The 20052-nt window shown below is 47.9% G+C and carries 18 protein-coding genes; 6 read left to right on the top strand and 12 right to left on the bottom strand.

Going from position 1 to position 20052, the window contains the following annotated elements; all coding sequences use genetic code 11:
* Positions 1-461 (bottom strand): DPP IV N-terminal domain-containing protein (locus VIM72_RS18580; protein ID WP_332004325.1); only part of this gene is annotated, 461 nt, incomplete at its 3' end.
* Between the two features lie 219 nt (positions 462-680).
* Here VIM72_RS18580 and VIM72_RS18575 point away from each other — a divergent pair.
* From VIM72_RS18575 to VIM72_RS18565, 3 genes are all read left to right on the top strand, one after another.
* Positions 681-944, top strand: a complete 264-nt coding sequence (locus VIM72_RS18575; RefSeq protein ID WP_332004324.1) for a hypothetical protein — start codon at positions 681-683, stop codon at positions 942-944.
* 65 nt (positions 945-1009) lie between these two features.
* On the top strand, positions 1010-1624 hold the full coding sequence (locus VIM72_RS18570; protein WP_332004323.1) for a trimeric intracellular cation channel family protein: 615 nt from the start codon (positions 1010-1012) through the stop codon (positions 1622-1624).
* A 42-nt stretch (positions 1625-1666) separates the two neighbouring features.
* Entirely contained in the window at positions 1667-2314 is a 648-nt protein-coding gene (locus tag VIM72_RS18565) for a MarC family protein (RefSeq protein WP_332004322.1), read from the top strand.
* A 391-nt stretch (positions 2315-2705) separates the two neighbouring features.
* On the opposite strand, the gene VIM72_RS18560 is transcribed toward VIM72_RS18565, so the two are convergent.
* From VIM72_RS18560 to VIM72_RS18535, 6 genes are all read right to left on the bottom strand, one after another.
* A complete protein-coding gene (locus VIM72_RS18560) occupies positions 2706-2900 on the bottom strand; it encodes a hypothetical protein (protein ID WP_332004321.1) in 195 nt (64 codons plus the stop codon).
* Positions 2901-2951: 51 nt separating this feature from the next.
* Complete coding sequence (locus VIM72_RS18555) at positions 2952-4040, bottom strand: efflux RND transporter periplasmic adaptor subunit (RefSeq protein ID WP_332004320.1); 1089 nt, start codon at positions 4038-4040, stop codon at positions 2952-2954.
* Between the two features lie 16 nt (positions 4041-4056).
* Positions 4057-7260 carry an efflux RND transporter permease subunit gene (locus VIM72_RS18550; protein WP_332004319.1) on the bottom strand — a complete coding sequence of 1068 codons (3204 nt, stop codon included), beginning with the start codon at positions 7258-7260 and terminating at the stop codon, positions 4057-4059.
* A gap of 12 nt (positions 7261-7272) precedes the next feature.
* Positions 7273-8604 carry a TolC family protein gene (locus VIM72_RS18545; RefSeq protein ID WP_332004318.1) on the bottom strand — a complete coding sequence of 444 codons (1332 nt, stop codon included), beginning with the start codon at positions 8602-8604 and terminating at the stop codon, positions 7273-7275.
* Positions 8605-8716: 112 nt separating this feature from the next.
* Positions 8717-9070, bottom strand: coding sequence for a hypothetical protein (locus VIM72_RS18540; RefSeq protein ID WP_332004317.1), 354 nt, complete (start codon positions 9068-9070; stop codon positions 8717-8719).
* A gap of 86 nt (positions 9071-9156) precedes the next feature.
* Entirely contained in the window at positions 9157-9963 is an 807-nt protein-coding gene (locus VIM72_RS18535; protein WP_332004316.1) for a DUF6630 family protein, read from the bottom strand.
* Positions 9964-10056: 93 nt separating this feature from the next.
* On the opposite strand from VIM72_RS18535, the gene VIM72_RS18530 reads away from it, so the two are divergent.
* Positions 10057-11004: an aldo/keto reductase gene (locus tag VIM72_RS18530; protein WP_332004315.1), complete on the top strand. Its 948-nt coding sequence runs from the start codon at positions 10057-10059 to the stop codon at positions 11002-11004.
* 55 nt (positions 11005-11059) lie between these two features.
* Here the strand turns inward: VIM72_RS18530 and VIM72_RS18525 are convergent, their stop codons facing one another.
* From VIM72_RS18525 to VIM72_RS18510, 4 genes are all read right to left on the bottom strand, one after another.
* Entirely contained in the window at positions 11060-13462 is a 2403-nt protein-coding gene (locus VIM72_RS18525) for an ABC transporter permease (RefSeq protein WP_332004314.1), read from the bottom strand.
* 304 nt (positions 13463-13766) lie between these two features.
* Positions 13767-14771 (bottom strand): outer membrane beta-barrel protein, encoded by a 1005-nt coding sequence (locus tag VIM72_RS18520; RefSeq protein WP_332004313.1) that lies wholly within the window; start codon positions 14769-14771, stop codon positions 13767-13769.
* A gap of 81 nt (positions 14772-14852) precedes the next feature.
* Entirely contained in the window at positions 14853-16040 is a 1188-nt protein-coding gene (locus tag VIM72_RS18515; protein ID WP_332004312.1) for a BamA/TamA family outer membrane protein, read from the bottom strand.
* Between the two features lie 247 nt (positions 16041-16287).
* Positions 16288-16566 carry a SelT/SelW/SelH family protein gene (locus VIM72_RS18510; protein WP_325637954.1) on the bottom strand — a complete coding sequence of 93 codons (279 nt, stop codon included), beginning with the start codon at positions 16564-16566 and terminating at the stop codon, positions 16288-16290.
* A gap of 208 nt (positions 16567-16774) precedes the next feature.
* On the opposite strand from VIM72_RS18510, the gene VIM72_RS18505 reads away from it, so the two are divergent.
* Positions 16775-18778, top strand: a complete 2004-nt coding sequence (locus tag VIM72_RS18505; RefSeq protein ID WP_332004311.1) for a tetratricopeptide repeat-containing sensor histidine kinase — start codon at positions 16775-16777, stop codon at positions 18776-18778.
* Here VIM72_RS18505 and VIM72_RS18500 read toward each other — a convergent pair whose 3' ends face one another.
* The gene (locus VIM72_RS18500) at positions 18779-19243 is read right to left on the bottom strand and encodes an Lrp/AsnC family transcriptional regulator (protein WP_332004310.1); all 465 of its coding nucleotides are present in this window, start codon (positions 19241-19243) and stop codon (positions 18779-18781) included.
* 166 nt (positions 19244-19409) lie between these two features.
* On the opposite strand from VIM72_RS18500, the gene VIM72_RS18495 reads away from it, so the two are divergent.
* A partial coding sequence (locus tag VIM72_RS18495; protein WP_332004309.1) for a pyridoxal-dependent decarboxylase occupies positions 19410-20052 on the top strand: 643 nt, incomplete at its 3' end.

Genomic DNA, 20052 nt, shown 5'->3' with positions numbered 1-20052 from the left:
GTGGTGATGGGGGTGATAGCGCCGGTAGACAGGTCTTCCACGAAGATGTTATGCCCGCTTACATAGGCGGCTTTGGTACCATCGGGCGATAGTTTGGCAAACATAAGGGAGGAAGCAGGTTTATCTTTCCCCAGCTGCCGGAGCTTACCGGTGGCAATGTCCAGCAACCAGTAATCACCGCGGGTTTCGTAGCGCCATACTTTTTTTGCATTGGTGTAAAGCAATACTTTCTTTTCATCTCCCGAAAAATAAAAATCCTTTAAAGCAAGGCCATTATAGGCGGCTGCAGGAATTTTAAGGGAAGATTGTTCACCTGACAAAGGGAAAGATTCAATACCGGCGGGAGTGGCTTTAAAATAGGACTTTCCGTCGAGGCTCCACCGAATGCCCTTCCCGGGCTGCGCCTGCGTGGGCAGGTAATACAGCGCAATAAAAACAATGAGTAGCGTAAGTTTCTTCATTATGTAAGAATAATTTGCAATGGTAGCCAAATTATAATAGAAAAAGAATGAACAATATAAGGACGGTAGCGTTACTGGATAAAAAATCACCCTTTAGTATGAAAAAAACAATTTCTTTTTTTCTATTTTTATGTCAGAATTAATAATTAAATAATGAAAACCAACCGGTTAAATATATATTAACCGGTAATCCTAAATCCTGCAGAAAAACCATCAGTTATGATTCAGATTACCTTATCTTATAAAAACCGTGAATACCGGCATTTAGAAGATTCACCGCTTGCGCAGATAGCGGAAACCACCCGCAAGTTGCTTTATGCATTACTGGAAGACATATACGACCTGGTAGCGAAAGAAACCGGCCGTTTTCTTATCTACCTGGACCATCATCCTAAAATTGAGGTGGAAGGATTCAGTCATGGCCTCCGTAACCAGATAGAGCGCACGCTCCGGGGGGAGTCGGCTCTTGAAGATGATTATTAATTGTTCTACTCCTGCAACAGTCATATAAAGTATCCTTACCTTAGTCTACAAATCAGACAAGGAGCATGCAGCTTACCTTCATCCAGGTATTGGAATTACTGGGCACTTTTGCATTTGCTGTTTCGGGAGCTACAGCAGCTATCAACAAATCCTATGATGTGATCGGGTTACTGGCGCTGGCCTTTATAACGGCGATTGGCGGCGGAACGATCCGTGACCTGCTGATCGGCGCCACGCCGGTAGCCTGGATGACTGACGAGTTAAGCAATACTGCCATTATAGCTGCGGCCATTATTGCGGCCTTATTTTTCTCCTATGTAAAAAAGCTCACCCGTTTGCTCAGTACATTTGATGCAATAGGACTTGGCCTGTTTACCATTACCGGCATCAACAAGGGATTGGCGGCGGGGATTCCCCTGCCGGTATGCGTGGCGCTGGGCGTGATCACCGGCACCTTTGGCGGTTTGCTTCGCGATGTGATCACAGGAGAACAGCCTATTCTTTTCACGCGGGAAATATACGCCGCCGCTTCTATTGCGGGGGGCATCCTGTACCTGGTGGCCGGTCATTTTACCGGCATTTCCGGAGATATAGCGCAGGGTATAGCCGTTACCGTTATAGTGGTTGTCAGGCTGGTAAGTCTCCGGCATAACTGGCAGCTACCCCGTTTACGTTCCTGATCCCCGGGTTGACCGGTAAATAAAATTTATTATATTGCTGATATGATGGCATTATTTGATAATTATATCGCATTTGCGACGACCGTATTCATGGGCTTACTGGCAATTGTAAATCCTATATCGGCCATCCCTGTTTTTATGGAGCTGACTTCCAACATGGATAAAAAAGCCAAGCGGAATATTGCCACGAAATCAGTTATCATTGCCTTTTGTATTATCCTTGTTTTCAGTGTGGCGGGTAAACTCATATTCCATGTTTTTGGGATCACACTGGCTGCGCTGCGCGTTACCGGCGGTATCCTGGTTTTTGTGATCGGGTATGAAATGGTGCGTGGAGAAAAAGAAAATAAAAATGAGAATCCCAAACTCGGCACTCAACCGGTTAAAGCAGACCAGGGTATCAGCGTAGCTATCACCCCACTGGCAATGCCTTTGCTGGCAGGCCCTGGCGCAATCACCACCTCTATGAGCTATTCTGCTGCAAAAGACCTTACACATCTCGCTGTTGTAATAGGCATTTATGCACTTATATGTTATATCACCTATCTCCTCTTTATTGCAGGTGAACGCATTGTAAAAATTATCGGCACCAATGTAATGATGGTCATTACAAAAATGATGGGACTTATCCTTGCTGTTATCGGCGTTCAGATGTTTGCACTTGGCATCCGCGAACTTTTTAATTTTTAAAAAGATTTTTTTCCAGAACAATTTTAAATCGTTTCGTGTTATTACTTCAGATGCGCATTAAAAGGATCTATTTAGGGTAAAACTTAAGGAGAGAATAATAAAGAAAGTTAGCAGCCATCATCCGCATAGCGTTAACCCGCTATGAATACCAGGTGCATCGAAAAAAAATCCAAAAACCATTTTATCCTATTGAAACACTTCACGTAAATACGTGCAGGTTTCCCATTGCCTTCTTTAAAATTTTTTTTAGTTGAACAACAGGTAAAATCCGTTATTGATTACTAGGTGGATGTTATTTGTTCTCTTTTTTTAATAGGAACATAAGAGAATCAATATAGACGGAACAGTTAGCAGAAAAGCCGTCCCGACTCTTCGGGACGGCAGTCATTTCTCAACTTTTCTTTTTACGCTTGCTGTCAGCCATATCTTTCTGATCATATTCATCTTCATCGTATCCTTCCAATACATTGTTCCGGTCGTCGTTCCTTTCTTTTTTGGCGCCGCCTTTGGCGGGGGCCAGGGCTTCATTCTTACGCTTTATTTCTTTCAGCTCACGTTTTTCAGCAGTACTTTTTTTGATCGTCATAAGTCATGATTTTAAATAACGGCTGCAAAAAAAACGCCGGAACCGCCTGCATCAGGGAACCTCGATACCTTCTTTGATCTCATCCGTTGCCGGTGCAATCACACGCTCATCTGCCTGCAGGCGGCCAAACACTTCTGTTGAATCGTTATGGTGATTCCCTTCTTCTACATCCACCCATTTTGTATGATGATCTCTTACCGCTACCACATACTTCCTTTCGGTAGATCTTACAATGGCACTGGCTGGTACCAGCAGCGCCTGTGCGGAGCCTTTCAGAGGCAGCACCACTTCTGTGTACATGCCTGCCTTGAGTAACCTTTTCGCATTCTGTACATCAATTTCCACAGCTTCAGAACGGTACCGGTCGTCCAATGTACCGGCCTGCCTGGCGATGGTTCCTTCAAAGCGCTCACCCGGTATGGCATTCACCCCGAAGCTGATCCGCGACTGATCTCCCAGCTGCGCGCTGTAAATTTCCGGTACCTGTAATACCAGCCTCAGCTTGTCTTCCTGTTCCAGCATCAACATGGGCTTATCATCCACCTTTGTATCGGGCCCTACCAATGCACCGGGATGAATGTTACGTTCGGTGATCACCCCATCGAAGGGAGCGGTTACTGTTAAGTAACTTTTATTTACTTCCTGCGCGCGGAAGTTGGCCTGTTCACTGTTCATGAGCGCGCTGTCGGCCAGCATACGGGCTTTTGCCAGCTCCAGGTCGTGCGGGGAAATAGTACCTGGTTCTTCACTGGTGGCCACGGTACGCTCATAGTTATCTTTACTGGAAGCGAACATGGCGGCGGCCTGCAGGTATTTGGATTGCGCCGCATAATAATGCTGCGTTACCTCAGGAGCTTCCAGCACCAATAGTACCTGCCCTTTTTTTACTTTGGAGCCACGATCCACCGAGATACTTTTCACAAAACCGTTGATCCGCGGGTAAATACTAACTTTCTGGAAGGCGGTTAAAGTGCCCGGCAGGCGGATGTTTCCTTCCAGCGGGCGTTGTACCACCCTGGCCAGGAGATAATGAGGTTCATCTTTACCGGTTTTCTTTTTGTCTGTCATAGCCGCTGAGTTACATGCTGCCATCAACGTGATAACAGCGGCTGTGAACAGGTAATATCTGTATTGTTTCATGATGTTGTATTTAATTTTAAGCATTCGTATTGTCTGGCATTAAGGAGGGCGACTGATACCCTTCTTTCTTTTGCATCAGCGCATACACCTGTGGTAATATGAGCAGGGCCGCAAGTGTAGAGGCAATCAGTCCGCCGATCACGGCGCGGCCCAGCGGGGCGGTCTGATCGCCCGCTTCACCTAGGCCACTGGCCATGGGGATCATACCGGCAATCATCGCCAGGCTGGTCATCAGGATGGGGCGTAGTCTTACTCCCGCGCTCACCACGGCTGCTTTTCGCGCATCGCGGTATTCCATTCTCAGCTTTTCCGCATTGGTGACAATGAGGATCGCATTGGCTACCGATACACCGGTAGACATGATCATGCCCATATAGGATTGCAGGTTAAGCGTAGCCCCGGTGAGCAACAGCGCGATCAGCGCACCGGCAATCACCGCGGGGATAGTAGTGAGCACTACAAGCGATAATTTAAACGACTGGTAATTGGCCGCCAGCAACAGGAAGATCACCACTACCGCAATCATCAGCCCGTTCTGCAGGCTGTTCAATGTTTCCACCAGTAAGCTGGAAGCGCCTTTCAGTTCTGTGATCAATCCTTTTGGCGGGGCGCCGGTTTCCTTAATGGCCTGTTGTACTGCAGCGGTAGCAGCACCGAGATCCTTACCTGTTATATTGGCACTAACGGTAACGAACCTACGCGGACCGGAACGGTCGTATTCACCCGGCATTTCTGTTTGGGTAAACGTAGCTACATCTGCCAGCACCGGCCGTGGCTGGCCTTTTACAAGCGGTATTTCTTTCAGGTCGTTCAGGGCTGTCATATTATATTCCGGCACCTGTACCTGTACCTGGTAAGTGTATGCTACCTTTTCATCCAGCCATTGATTTTTTTCCGTGAAGCGACTGGACGAAGTGGAGGCGGTAACAGAGCGAGCTACCTGGTAGATATTCAGTCCCATCTGCGCCAGCTTCAGCCGGTCGATATGAATACTGATCACCGGGAAATGCAGTGGCTGCGCTATCTGCACATCCCTCAGGAAAGGAATATTGCTGAGGCGCTGCACCAGTTGTTGCGCATACCCGGAGATCTGCTGCATATCTTTCCCTGCTACCCTTACCTCTATTGGCGTGGCCGCGCCCTGGCTCATAATTTTTTCCGTGAGATCTATCGGTTCAAATGACAACCGTATCTCCGGTATTTTTGCCGTGATGTTTTCCCTGAGCTGGTCTTTCAACTTTTCAATATCCACTTTGTAATCTTCTTCCAGGTTCACCTGCAGTACCGCTTCATGGGTACCGCTGTTGAAAATATAGAGATTACTGGTACCGTAGCTGCTGGGGATCAATCCCACATAAGCGGAACTGATGGCCACATGCCCGTTCACAGTGCTGTCTACTATGGCCAATACATCATGCAAAGCGGTTTCCGTGCGTTCCAGGCGGGTACCATCGGGCATGCGTAAACGAAGCTGGAACTGGCCTGCGTTGATATGAGGCATAAGGTCCTTCCCTATCCATATATAGCAGGCGCCGGCCAGCAGCAGGGAACCGGTGATATAAACGGTAACGACTAAACGCGATTTGTTCATGCCGCCTTCCAGGATCCGCATAAAGCCTGATTTGAAGCGTTCAAAGCCGCTGGCTTTTCCGGGATGTTGTGCTGCTTGCTGTAAGTGATCGTTTACCTCTTTTATTTCTTCCGCATCCAGCGCCAGCACAGCGTGCGCATGATGCTGGTATTTATCTGCCTTCAGCCACCAGTTGGCAATTACCGGTACCAGCGTTTGCGCGGCGAAATAAGACGCCACCATGGCAAATCCGATAGAAAGCGACAGTGGCAGGAACATGGCACGCGGTACGCCGGTCATAATAAACGATGGGGCAAACACTGCCAGGATACATAGCAGGATCAGCAGCAGCGGGAAGGCGATTTCCTCACAGGCGTCATAAATCGCCTGGCGTTTGGACTTGCCCATTTCCAGGTGCTGATGGATATTTTCGATGGTCACCGTTGCCTGGTCTACCAGGATACCGATGGCCAGTGCGAGGCCGCTCAACGTCATGATATTAATGGTTTGCCCGGCCAGTTTCAATCCCATTACCGCGCATAGCACCGCCACGGGGATGGTGACCACTACCACGAGACAGCTGCGCAGGTCGCGCAGGAACAGCAATACCATCAGGCCTGTAAGCAGTGCGCCCAATGCGCCTTCGGTAATAAGGCTTTTCACGGCATTGATCACAAACACCGACTGGTCAAATTCGTAGGATACGCTTACATCATCCGGCAGCAGGCTTTGCATTTCCGGGATCTTTGACTTCAGCGTTTTCACCACATCCCAGGTAGAGGCGTCGGCTGTTTTTACAACGGGAATATATACGGAACGTTTACCATTTACCAGTGCGTAGTCCACGGTTACGTCCGTAGCATCGGCTACTCTTGCCACATCCCGCACAAACACATTGTTATTGCCATTGGTCACGATAGGAATGTCGCCAAAATCAGCCACCTGTTTTTCGAGGGAGTTGATGGTGGTGACGAACATGGTGTTGTTGATACGGATATTCCCCGAAGGCGTCATCACATTATTTTTTGCGATGGCTTCCACTACTTCATCTGCACTGAGATTGAAGCTGCGTAGTTTCTGCGGGTCCACATTCACTACTACCGACCGGGAATTGGCGCCAAAAGGCGGCGGGGCAGACAAACCCGGCACCGAGGCAAACATTGGCCGGATACGGGTGGCCGCCAGGTCGTATATTTCCTTCAGCGATTTTTTCGGGCTGCTGAATACCAGTTCTCCTACCGGCAGCGACGATGCATCAAAACGCATTACCTGTGGCGGCAGGGCGCCGGGCGGGAAGAACTTCATCGCTCTGTTCACCTGTAATGCTACCTGGGCAGAGGCTTCCGCCATGTCTGTATTTTCATAAAAAGTGAGCTTTAATAACGTTAACCCCTGTATGTTTTTTGTAGAAATAGTTTTTACGCCGTTCACATAGAGGAACTGGTCCTGCAGCCGCGTGGCAAAGAACCCTTCCATTTGCCGGGGCGACATTCCCCCGTATGGCTCTATCACATAGATAGTGGGCAGGTTTAATTTCGGGAAGATATCGATGGGTATACTGAATATGGACAGCAATGAAAAAAGCAGCAATCCGCCGGTGATCACCACCACCGCGATGGGCTTCTTCAGTGCCGAAGATACAAATGACATAATGAATAGCGTTTAGTTCAGATCAGGTAAAAGTTGTGAAATAGTATTACCGGCGTAAGCCGCACGGAACAGCGCTTTCCAGGCGGCATCACGGGTCTGCACCAGGTCTGTTTCCGCACGGTTCAGCACAAACAATGCGGTGGTGACGTCAATGATATTGGTAAGCCCGCCTTTATACAGCGCCATCTTTTGCCTGGCTGCAGCCCTGGCGGCGGCCAGTTGCAGAGGTAATTCCTTTAACTTATCCCGGGAAGCTTGTATATCCGACCGCGCCTGTTGCAGCAGTCCACTCAGCGTAGTACGGGTGGTTTCCAGCTGTTGTTCCGCCACCTCCGAACGATACTGCTGTACGGCTACTTTTTCATGGGTGCGTTTCAGATCTGTAAGATTATACGTAATGCCCAGGCCGAGTAAATAGTTGTACCGGCTGTAACCCAGTCCGCTCCACAGGTTCTTGTCATATACATCATTGAATGATCCGCTGGAGCCGCGCATCCATCCTGCTGCCATGAGGTTTATCTTCGGCAGCCGGGATTTGCGTATAACGTCGGCGGCTGCACGTTGTTGCTGGTATACGGCATTATAGTAGGCCAGCATGGGATGGGCCGCTGAACTGTCCGGTGCCTCATTGCCCAGCAGCGCCATCAGGCGATGGTTATTGATGGTATCGGGTTGTATCTGCATGGTATCCAGTCCGGTGAAAACGCTCAGCTGGATGCGCGCCTGGTTATAGCTGTTTTTTATATCGATCAGGTTAAGTCTTGCCTTCGACAGTTCCGCAGCGGCAATAGCACTGTCCACTCCGGGCTTGAGCCCATGCAATACCGTGGCAGTAACGGCTTTCAGCACTTCCGCATTACGACGAATATTGTCCGTTGCTATCTGCTGCAATGCATACAGCCGCAGCAGTTCCAGGTAGTTTTGAATAACGGATACGGTAAGCTGGTTGGCGGTGTTGTCCAGGTCTGTTTGCTGTACTTTCAGCGACTGTGCAGCTTCTTTCTGTTCGCTGCCATAGGCGCCAAAATTATATATCTCCCATTGCATGGCTGCCATGGCAATATTACCGCTCATGAGCGCATTGTTGTTGGCATCGCGGATCCCGCCGGAGGTAGAAGGGATCATACCCATGGTGAAGTAAGAGCCATATATACTGTTGTCTGTCCCGGCATCTGCCTGCTCGTGCAATTTTATGGCCGGGTACCAGTTATGTTTAATATCGGTTAGGCTAGCCTGGCCGGCATTTACCTGCGCCTGTTTGGCCTTGATGGCGGGGTAATGCGCAAGGGTAAGCGCAATGGCCCGCTGCAGCGAAAAGCTATCCGCTGCAGATTGTGCGAACAAGGATGTGAAGGGAAAAATACATAGCAACCACCAACACCCCTTCTTCGCGATCGTATGTAAGTTCATAAATCGCTAAAAAAGAAAATGAAACAAATAAAATGTAAACGGGTTATCAGGCTGCAGGCGGGCCTCTCCAGCTTCTTAGCGGTGTGGGGACACTGAGGTAAGGATTGAAATAATACCCGTTGAGGGTCTTATCTACATAAATAAAACGGGCGGTAACAGCTGATAATAAAACAGGGCAAACCTTTTCATGCCCGTAGCTGTCGTTAATACCAACAGGGCGGCGTTTAAACCGGGTAACCGTGGCCCGGATACGGGGTGTTTTCGCTGTTGCTTTAAAAGTAATACCGGCAGATACATGAATATAATCCGCATCCGTATGTATTATTCCCGGCTGCCCCTGCACCTGTGGCAGGAACATCACCGCGATCCATACAAAAAATAAATGCCGGAATAATTTCATGTGGTATACGTTATCAATTTACTAAGATATCCAATCCCATTATTTTGCAGGCATTAAATTACTCTTTTTAACGGGATTTTAATATACTAGAAGAAACAGACAAGACAGAGCTCTTCCATTTTCAGTAAAGCATTGGCAAGGCGGAAATCCTGCATATTCAGGCAGGTGAAAGACTGGTATTCATCCAGACTGGTACCGGCGGCCACTATTTTCAGTTCATGCTCATCCAGTTGTTCATTTACAAAATCAAGCACTCCTTTTGCGAAGTCTTCCGCACCGATGATGGCTTCATAATCTGCCTGGTCCGGCGCTTTCAGCGTAATGCCGGCCTGTTTCAAAGGCGCCAGTTCATTCAACACGCTGATACCTTCTTCTGAAAATTGCTGCCATTCAAATTCCGCTACATTACCGGTAGCAGACAAGGCCGCATACAATTCCTCCCAGATGGCTGTGGGATCAGGCACTACAACTTCCGGCAGGTGGCTGATCTGGTCTTCTGCATCATCTTCGTTAAAGATATCGAGGAACAGCTGTATAAGCGGCTCACGCGCATTGCCAAGCCCGTGCAGGTTTTCCAGCATCTTCAGTTCCTGCATGAGAGCGGTCCATCGCAGCAACAACTCTTCTTCATCTTCCTCATTCATTTCATCTTCTATCAGCACTGCTTTGTCGTGCAGCTTATAGTTATCCAGCCTGTTTTTCCTGATACACAGGCCAGGATCATCAAAAGAAAGCTCATAGGAAGCACAGTTCAGGAATGCGGTGCCGATGAGCACCTTATCTGTAAATATTTCATGTACCACGCTTTCCTTTGTGTCTATATGCGAGTAACCACTCTCCTTTCCATAGGTTTGTGTTAACCAGTTAAAATCTTCTCGTGAAATGACAGGCATTTGTTCTGGCATAAAAATTAGTCGGTGAAAGACAAAAGTAATTAAATTACATACGGGATATGCCCGTTACAAGCATCAATAAAAAAATTTATTATGGAAAAACGGAAACTGGGACAATCCGGGCTATCAGTAGCCCCGCTGGCCTTTGGCGGCAATGTATTCGGCTGGTCGGCCAACGAATCCACTTCTTTTTCACTGCTGGACGAATTTATCGCAACAGGCTTCAACCTGGTGGATACGGCAGACGTATACTCGCGCTGGGTACCGGGAAACTCAGGCGGCGAATCTGAAACCATTATCGGTAAATGGATGCGCGACCGTGGGAACCGCGATAAGGTAATTGTGGCCACCAAGGCGGGGGCAGATATGGGTGAAGGTAAAAACGTAACCAAAGCCTATATACTTAAAGCGGCAGAAGCATCGCTGAAGCGGCTGCAAACGGATTATATAGACCTTTACCAGACACATTACGACAATGAAGCCACGCCCGTGGAAGAAACGCTGGCAGCTTATGATACCCTGATAAAAGCCGGTAAGGTAAGGGCAATAGGCGCCTCCAACATGAGCGCCGCCCGCCTGAAAGAGAGCCTGGAAGCCAGCAGGAAGCATGGCCTGCCCAGGTATGAAACCTTCCAGCCGGAATACAACCTGTACGACCGGGAAAACTATGAAAAGCAATATGCGAAGATCTGCGAAGAGGAGCATCTGGGTGTGATCAACTATTATTCGCTGGCCAGCGGGTTCCTTACCGGCAAATACCGCAATGCTGCTGATACCGGTAAGAGCAAGGCAAGGGGCCAGAAAGCGTTAAGCTATCTTAATGAAAGAGGGTTGCGCATTCTTGCTGCGCTCGATGAGGTGGCCGCGCAATACCATTCCACACCCGCCGGCATAGCGCTGGCCTGGCTGCTCACACGCCCCGCGATAGCGGCGCCTATTGCCAGCGCCACCAGCAAAGAACAGCTGCATGAGCTCACCAACGGCGTACAACTGCAACTGGATGCCGCTGCAGTGGACTTACTCAATAAAGCAAGCGCATAAAGTAAAAACGTACATCAAAAGTATTTGCCCCGGTTTTATCAGGGTACCTGATTTTTTAATCTGCTTTCAGGCTTTTTACGGGGTTCATCATGGCCGCGCTGATGGCCTGCGAACTGACAGTTATCAGCGCTATCATCAGTGCGGCCATACCGCCCGCCACAAACACTCCCCAGTTAATATCCACCCGGTTCACAAAATTATTGAGCCAGCTATGCATGAAATACCATACCAGTGGAACGGCTATTACAAATGCAATACTTATGAGCATGATAAACTCTCTCGAAAAAAGATAAACAATATGAGCCGCCGTTGCTCCCAGCACTTTGCGCACGCCCACTTCTTTTACACGTTGCACCGCCATGAATGATGCCAGGCCGTATAAACCGAGGCAACTGAGAAAAATGGCAATGCAAGCAAAGATCTCGTATAAATGCGCCAACTGGCGCTCCTCCCTGTAATATTCCGCTATGCGCTGGTCCAGGAACTGGTATTCGAAAATTTGTTCAGGAAAATTGTCGTTCCAGAGTTTTTCAATTGCCTTTAATGAAGACGGTGCATCACTGCCTACAGCTAATTTTACCCCCACATTGCTGAAACGCCGGTTTATATTGCTCATAAATACGGGGGCTACCGCCTCTTTCAATGTACCGGCAGTAAAATCCTTAACCACCCCTACGATCGGGCCTTTGATCCGCCCGTTCCACACATCTATATCTTTATTGAGCACGTCTGCCGGCTTCAAACCTAACTTTTGTACCAGGGTTTCGTTCACCAGGAACTCGCATACGGAATCTGTACGGGTGAGGTTGCGGCCTGCAACGAGTTTGATATCATAGGTACTGAGAAAGTTATAATCCACCCAGCGTGTGACGGACGGGAATTTGGTATCCTCTGCCTGATGATCAAATTTAAAACCTGTCCACCAGTTACCATCATTGGACGGCGCAGCGTCGGAGAAGCTCACCTGCTGTACGCCTTTGATGTTTTGCAGCTGATCGCGGAGGTAAGCAATCTTCGCATTGCCTGCACTGTCGTTGTAGAAAGGTACATTCACAATAGCATCCCGTGTAAAACCCATGGACTGCCTGTGAAAGTACCTCATTTGTTGCAGGATAATGAGCGTACTAATGATCAGCGCCTGTGTAATAATAAACTGGAAAACCACCAGGCCTCGGCGAAGAGAAATGCCGCCGGTGTTTCTACTGGCGGCGATCCTGCTTTTCAGGGCATTTACGGGGTTGAAAGCCGACACGATAACAGAGGGATAGAAACCTGCCAGCAGGGTAACCGCCAGGAAGATGGCGAACAGTAATGCATATACGTTGTAGGCGGCCAGCATACCGGGATGCAGCGGCAGGCTCATCACCCTGCTGATGAACGGAAGGGCACATAATGCCAATCCAACACCCAGCAGAAGAGATGTCAGCACCAATATGGCTGTTTCGGAAAGGAACTGTATTTTTAGCTGCCACCGGTTACTGCCCAGTACCTTTCTCACGCCAATTTCACGCGCGCGGTTCACCGCCTGTGCGGTGGCCAGGTTGATGAAATTTATACAGGCCACGAACAAAATAAATATAGCGATCATCCAGAGCATCCTTATCCGTTCCGCGGAAGTTACACGACCAATATAGTTACTTGTACGTTTATCCGAATGCACGCCGGGCAGAGATTGCAGTACATGCGTAGCCTTATTCTCCGGATCTTTGTATTTCTTTGAAAAAGCGATCAGTTGTTCATTGATCTTTGCCTCATCCTGCCCGGGCTGCAACAGCACATAGCAATTATGAATATCGTCTATCGTTGTCCAATCCTTTATCTCGTTTATTTTAAGCATGGCGTAAGTAGCCACCATCTCAAACTGAAATTCAGTGTTCTCAGGTGGATCATCAAGTACGCCTGTTACTGTCAGGTTTGTCTGTTTCTCCAGTTTGATGACCTGCCCCATAGCTTTGTGCCAGTCGCCAAAATATTTCTCTGCCGTGGAACGCGCCAGCACAGTAGAGTTAGGATCGTTCAGAGCGGTAGCTTTATTACCCGCCAGCCACTTATAATCAAATATATCAAAGAACGATGGTGTCAGGAAGTATACCAATGGTTTGAATTTCTTCTGAATGTTGCCGCGCCCGTCTTCCAATGTTACCAGTTTTTTACCCATTTGTATAATGCCGGCTACCTTCTCGAGCCCGGCAAAATCGTTTGACAACGCAGTAGGCAGAGGGAACGGTACCGCCTGTGTGTAATTGGTCTTGCCACTCTCCCCTGGCGACACCGTGAGCACCCTGTAGATACGGTTTTTCTTTGTATGGAATGTATCAAAGCTTTGCTCGTATTGAATGATTACATAGATCACCAGGCAAACGGTAATGCCCAGGGTAAGGCCGATGATATTGAGAACTGTATAGCGCTTGTTACGCCATAGGCTCCGGAAAGCGGTTTTAAGATAGTTCCTTAACATACAGGAGAGGATTGTTGAGGGGATATCACAAAAACAATACGAAATAATAAAGCCTTTATTCTAAATCGATTATAACACCAGCTCCAGATGCAAATGTCCGCTTTTGGTAATATCATGTCCGGTTCCGGACATGATAAATACGTTTGAAACTAACAGCCAGGTTGCCTTCAAATGCTGTTAAATAACAGCATTTGAAGGACTAATTTTTAATAGAAATGATGAGTTCCTGTTTTTGTGTGGTATCATTACTTTACTTCCTTCCCGCGCAGTTCCTGGCATCATCAGGCATATCCGCCGGTTTGTATTACAACCTGAATTTCAGCCCCGCATTCAATCCCAGCCCACCGATGTTGATATACGACTTCAGATCATTGGAAGCCCTGTTGTTATCTTTATAAATCACTTTGGTACCCTGCTGGTTCACCGGTGTGTTGGAATTCTGATCCAGCGTAGTCTGGTATTCGGTATTCTTTTCCGCTACAGACAGGTCGCCGATGGTACGGCCCGGCAAGGCCTGTACTACTGCGCCGGTGGTAGCATTTACAAGGGTGTTGGTTTCGTTGTATTCCGTGATCTCTTTCTCTTTACTGCGTACCGGCACATTGCGGTATTCTGTTTCTACAAATACATCAAAACGGGGCGACACCCTGAAAGACACGCCCAGCGCTCCCTGGAAACCGATAGTAGGATTGGGTTTGATCTCTTCTTTCCGGCTGATGTTTGTTACTACGGCAGTACCTGTGGGAATGCCGGCAGGGCTGGAGGTTTGCATGGCGTCTGTTTCAATGTAAAGACGGCCCCATAGCGGCACTACAACGCCAAAACGCACATAAGGGTTTATTTTTTCAAGGCCCGGGCTTACCACGAGGCTGGGTGCAAAATCGATAGCGTTTACATACCCATGCGATTCCACATGTCCCAGTTCCCTGGCAGAACCGGCTACTGTAGCCCGTTGGCGGGTCATCAGGTTTTTCTTGCTATGGAAATAATTAAAAGTTCCTTCTACCGCGAAATATTTATTGATATTGTAACCAACAGAAAGTCCTCCCCTGAAGCCTTCCCCATAAGAGCCGGTAAGCACTTTACGGCTAACGGTGTCCATCCGGCCTGGGCTAAACTCTGTGTGCAGGTCCTGCGGAGGATATGGACCAACATTCGGGAACTGGCCGGGAGATACGCTGAAGAAATAACCACCGGCGATTTTCAGATAAAATTTAGAATGTGAAGAAGATGAATTGTCCTGGGCGTGGGTGCTGTGGGTAACAATCAAAAGCATGGCGACTGCCCCTAGCAGGAATAGTTTTTTCATAATGCAATGGTTTTGGAGTATGGTATTTAATCTATTGAAAGTTAACAAATTATTACCACATAGCCATCACCATGCATTCAACTAGAAAGCTTCCGCCAGGGAAAGATACAATCCCTTCTGCCTGGATTCGCCTGCACGTTTTTCTCCAACGGCATAGTCTATACGAATAGTGAGCCTTGCATTTTCGTCGTAGAAATAACGGACCCCGGCGCCATAACTGGGTTTAAATCCGCCAAAGCGGAAATCATGATTGGCAAACACGGTACCTGTGCCGGCAAAGGCCGCCAGTGCAAATTTTGGCTTGATATCCACAAACCAGATATGAATACGCATTTTAGGATCTATGAGATAGCGGTATTCCGCCTGGGCAGCGAGGTAGTTCTGGTTGCGGTACCTGCCGGTATAATAGCCGCGCATAATGAGGTCGTTCCCCATTTCGGGCAGCAGGTAAAAAGGTAGTTGCTTTCCCTGTAGACTATTAAAAACGCCATTGAGCCCGAGTGTGCTTTTACGGGAAAGCGACAGGAAATGTGAGCCCTGTGCTTCAATTTTAAAGAGCGGATGCTTACTCAGGAAAGAAGGTGCATAGGCCAGATTGAGTTTCAGCCAGGAACCGCGCCGGGCGTAGTTTTCATTGTCGCGGTTATCATAAATCCCTGTGAGACCAAGGAAAGTAACATATCCCCCATCTTTATCGGTAAGCGGCATGGTGGTGTAAATACCTTTATCATCGCCGCTGCTGTAGGTATCATGTTGGTATAATACGGAGGCGCCGGCATAAAAGTGCCCGCTGATGCGCCGTTCGCCTTCCACCTGTACTTTATAACGGCTGTTGTTTACCAGCGAACGATTGTCATATTGGGTGGTATCGCCAATGCCAAAGAAATAAAGCGGGTAATTATGGTAGCGGAGGTTGCTTTTAAAATGCCAGGTATTACTGTGTGTCCAGATATTCGCTTTCAGATCTATCTTAAACTGGCTTTCCGTGGTCACTGCAGGGATCAGGTTAAGGGTGGAATTACGGGTAGCCGGGTCGGGATTCCGGTTATCTGTATAAAAAGAATACAGCATGGCGGCGCCGATTTCCAGTCCTTTTTCCTGTGAGTACCCAAGCACCGGCAAAGGGAAGAAGCTCCGTTTGCGTAACCATACGCTGTCGTATAGTCCTTCCCGTGAAGAAGAAGGGGTTGTTGTAACGCTATCCTGTTGTGCCTTTGCGCCTATTGCCAGTAAAAGTGATAAAGCCGTGATATGGAGGTTTTTACGCATAGGGTGCAAATGTAGCGAAATTTGTCTGACGCGGAGTTTGTCTGACTCAGGATTATGATGATTTTGCTGATTATATGGATTTGATCATTTGGATTTTAAAGGATTTTGGGAGATAAAAGCGGATAATTCTATTTCGCTTCTATCTCCCAAAATCCTTTAAAAATCTAAAAGTAAACTCAGGTTAATCATCGAAATCATCATAATCCTGAGTCAGACAAACTCCGCGTATCGCCGAAGGCGATGTTCGCTACGGTCTATCCGAGTGCCCCAGGCTTTTTTCCGGGTTCACATGATCCCGCACCAGTTGTTTGAGGAATTTTATCTCCGGGAAATGCCCGCTTTCCTTGCGGTCGAAAATCTTTTCTTCGCCAAGCCAGATGATATAGGAGCCCCCTGTTTCACTGGGGCGCAGCGTTACGCCGCCCAGGTCGTCTGTAAAGGTGGTGAGAAGCTCCTGCGCCATATAAGCAGCACGCAGCAGCCAGCCGCATTTAGGGCAATATTCTATGGTAATAAGTGGTTTCATGGAAAATAAATCTTTGCCGAAAGATACAAACCTAATTGATTTATAGGGGCCATAACATGAAATTCATCCTTCGGGGCCCTACTTTTTTGTCAACTTGCTTTGAATCGTGGCACATTATCTTTAATTTTAACCTATAATATGTGGACCGCCCCGAACCGCTCCACCCTAGTCACTGCCAACACACTTAAATATGCTGCCGGTCAGTCCCTTGAAAAAGAGCGCTTTAATCCCATTATTTCTGATCCTGCTGTCGCCTCCGGTAACAGCACAATCGCCTGTCAATGACAGCCTGTTGGCAGCACTTCGCTCTCATTCACAAAACGATACCTCCCGGGTGAACCTCCTGAACCAGGTAGCCAGGGCTTATTTCACTATAGACGCTCCCACGGCCGCCAGGTATGGCACGGAAGCGTTGCGGCTGAGCGATAGTCTTCATTATACCAAAGGGAAAATATGGGCCTGGCGCAATCTTGCCCTCGTGGAGAACACCAAAGGACATCTTGATCAGCAGATGCAGCTGACACTCAATGCGCTGAAACTGGCGGAAACGCTGGGCGACTCTTATACCCTGGGCGTACTGAACAACGATGTGGGGAATATTTTTACAGAGCTGAACGCTCCCCGCGACGCCCTCGTTTACCTGAAAAAATCCCTCGATATAAAGCTGCAGAGAAACGAAAAAGCGGAAATCGCCAAAACCCTGAACAATATCGGCTCTGCTTATATCTCCCTTAAAGTACCCGACTCCGCGATGCTATTCCTGGAGAAGGCAGAAAAATTAAAGCTGGAGCTGCACGATCACCGCAGCCTGGCTTATACCTACGAAAACATGGGAATTGTGGCCATGCTGCTGCAACGGTACGATGATGCCCTGCGCTATCACCAGCTTTCCGCCAGGTACTACAAAGAAGCCGGTAATCTGCCAGGTGTGGTGAAATCGAGCCTGAACCTGGCAGAAATACAAACTATGCAGGGCGACCTGAAAGGCGCTGATAAAAACCTGCAACAGGCAAAGCTGTTGAATGACACGCTGGGCAATGTAAAGAACGAATTGATCTATTACAAGATCCGCTATGAGCTGGATTCTGCACAGAACGACTATGCCGCAGCCTTTGAGAGTTACAAGGAATACAGCAAACGGAACATCGACTTTTTCAACGCGGAAAAAGGAAGACTGATCTCCCGTTCCCAGGAAAAATATGAATCAGAAAAAAAGCAACGGGAAAATATTTTGCTGAAGAAAGAACAGCACATGCACCTGGCTACCATACAACAGCAAAGGGTGCTGGTGTTATCGGCCGCCGCGCTTTTCCTGGCATTACTGCTGATTACCGTAATGGTATACCGCCTCTATAAAAAGCAGCAGGAACTGTACCTGGAGCTGAACAACAAGAACCGGGAAGTATCTATGCAGAACCGCATTATCCTGGAACAAAATGCTACCCTGGAAAACCTGAACCAGGTAAAGGATAAAATATTCTCGGTTATCTCCCACGATCTCCGCTCTCCACTGGCTATCCTGGAAGGATTGTTATTTTTATTGAAAGATGAAAAGATTGATGCCGCACAATTCCGTATATACACTGATGAACTGTGGCGAGACGTGAAAAATACCGCCTATATGATGGACAATATGCTGCAATGGGCCAGCAACCAGATGAAAGGCATCGGTGTGAAAGCAGATGATTTTGATGTGACCTTGTTATTGAACCGGGAATTCGACTTACTGCAAACCCTGGCAAGACAAAAAGAAGTGAAGCTTACGCATGAACTGAACACCAGCATTATGGTGTATGCAGACCCGGATATGATCAGGCTGGTACTGCGCAACCTGATCAACAACGCCATCAAATTCACACCCTCCGGCGGCGAAGTGCTGATCACCGCCACACACAACAACGAACAGGCGGAGATCACCGTAAAAGACAATGGCACCGGTATTCCCGTGGAAAACCAGCACCGCATTTTCTCTAATATCTACTACTCTACTACCGGTACGCAGAATGAAAAAGGCTGCGGACTGGGGCTGCATCTTTCCAAAGACTTTATAGAGCGCAACCACGGGCAGATCTGGTTTAACAGTATGCCCGGCACCGGCAGCAGCTTTTCCTTTACCGTTCCTTTATCGGAAGAAGCGGAAATTAACCCCAACGCCTATACGGTAGTTGTACAGGATCATCCGCTGGGTGGCGTTAGCGTGTTGAGAAGATAACTATAACAGCCGGAAAGCCGTAGTGTGCTTGATCTCCGTCATTACAAAAGAACTATGTACCTGTCCTGTGTTTTCTATCGCTGCCAGCTTATTGGTTAAGAAGTACTGGTAACTGCGCATATCATTCACCACCACTTTCAATAGGTAATCATAGGTGCCGGCTACATGATAACATTCCATCACCTCTTCCATTTTTGCAATAGCCGTTTCAAATTTTTTAATGAGAGGCTGTGAATGCAGTTGCAGCGATACATTACAGAAGGCCACCAGTGTTTTGCCCGCCTTCTCTCCATGCAAAAGGGTAACATAGCTTTTGATCACCCCGCTTTTTTCTATTTTTTTCAGCCGTTCGTAGGTGGGGGTAACGGACAAACCTATACGGTGTGCAATTTCTTTGGTATTCAGGCGGGCATCCGCCTGCAGCGCTTCCAGTATTTTCCGGTCCGTTTTATCCAGTGTATCCATAGCAGTTATATTTTTCTTTAAAAAGATGCCCGGCAGTTGCCAGGTAGTTTTATTGATCTTAAAAAATGATAAATCTAGTATATATTTTCTAAATCATTCATTATATTAGTTCATCTAGCTTATCATTATTTACATTTACAGCATCATACACCTGTAAAATACGATTATGAAAAAGTACCGGCTGGCTGCGGCAGATGCTGCAGCACTGAATGAACTGTTAACGCAGGTACAAACGCAGACCAGGGATTTCCTGGGCTATCCTGTTTCCAAAGACTTTGATTACAGTCCCCTTCTGCCTTTCCTGCAATACCCGCTGAATAACCTGGGCGATCCGTTTGTGCCGGCTACCTACGCGGTGGGGTCCAGGGAAATGGAAAAACAGGTGGTTTCCTTTTTTGCAGATCTGTTCCGCGCACCGGAGAACAATTGGTGGGGATATGTGACCAACGGCGGTTCCGAGGGCAATTTATACGGTCTGTATCTCGCGCGGGAGCTATATCCCAAAGGGATGGTATATTATTCAGAAGCTACCCATTACAGTGTACAAAAAAACCTGCACCTGCTCAACATGCCGGGGATCATTATCCGCACTTTGCCCAATGGTGAAATTGATTATGACGACCTGGAGAATACCATCCGTATGAACAGGCATCTGCCGGTGATTATGCTGGCCAATATTGGTACAACCATGACGGAGGCAAGGGATGATGTAAAACGGATCAGGGGCATCCTGAAACACCTGGCCATACCGCATTATTACATCCATGCTGATGGGGCACTGTCGGGCAGCTACAGCGCTTTCCTGGAGC

The organism is Chitinophaga sp. (genome assembly GCF_036569185.1).
In the GTDB taxonomy this organism is placed as follows: domain Bacteria; phylum Bacteroidota; class Bacteroidia; order Chitinophagales; family Chitinophagaceae; genus Chitinophaga.
Note: the sequence above shows the minus strand (reverse complement) of the source record. Positions and strands in the feature narration are given on the sequence as shown.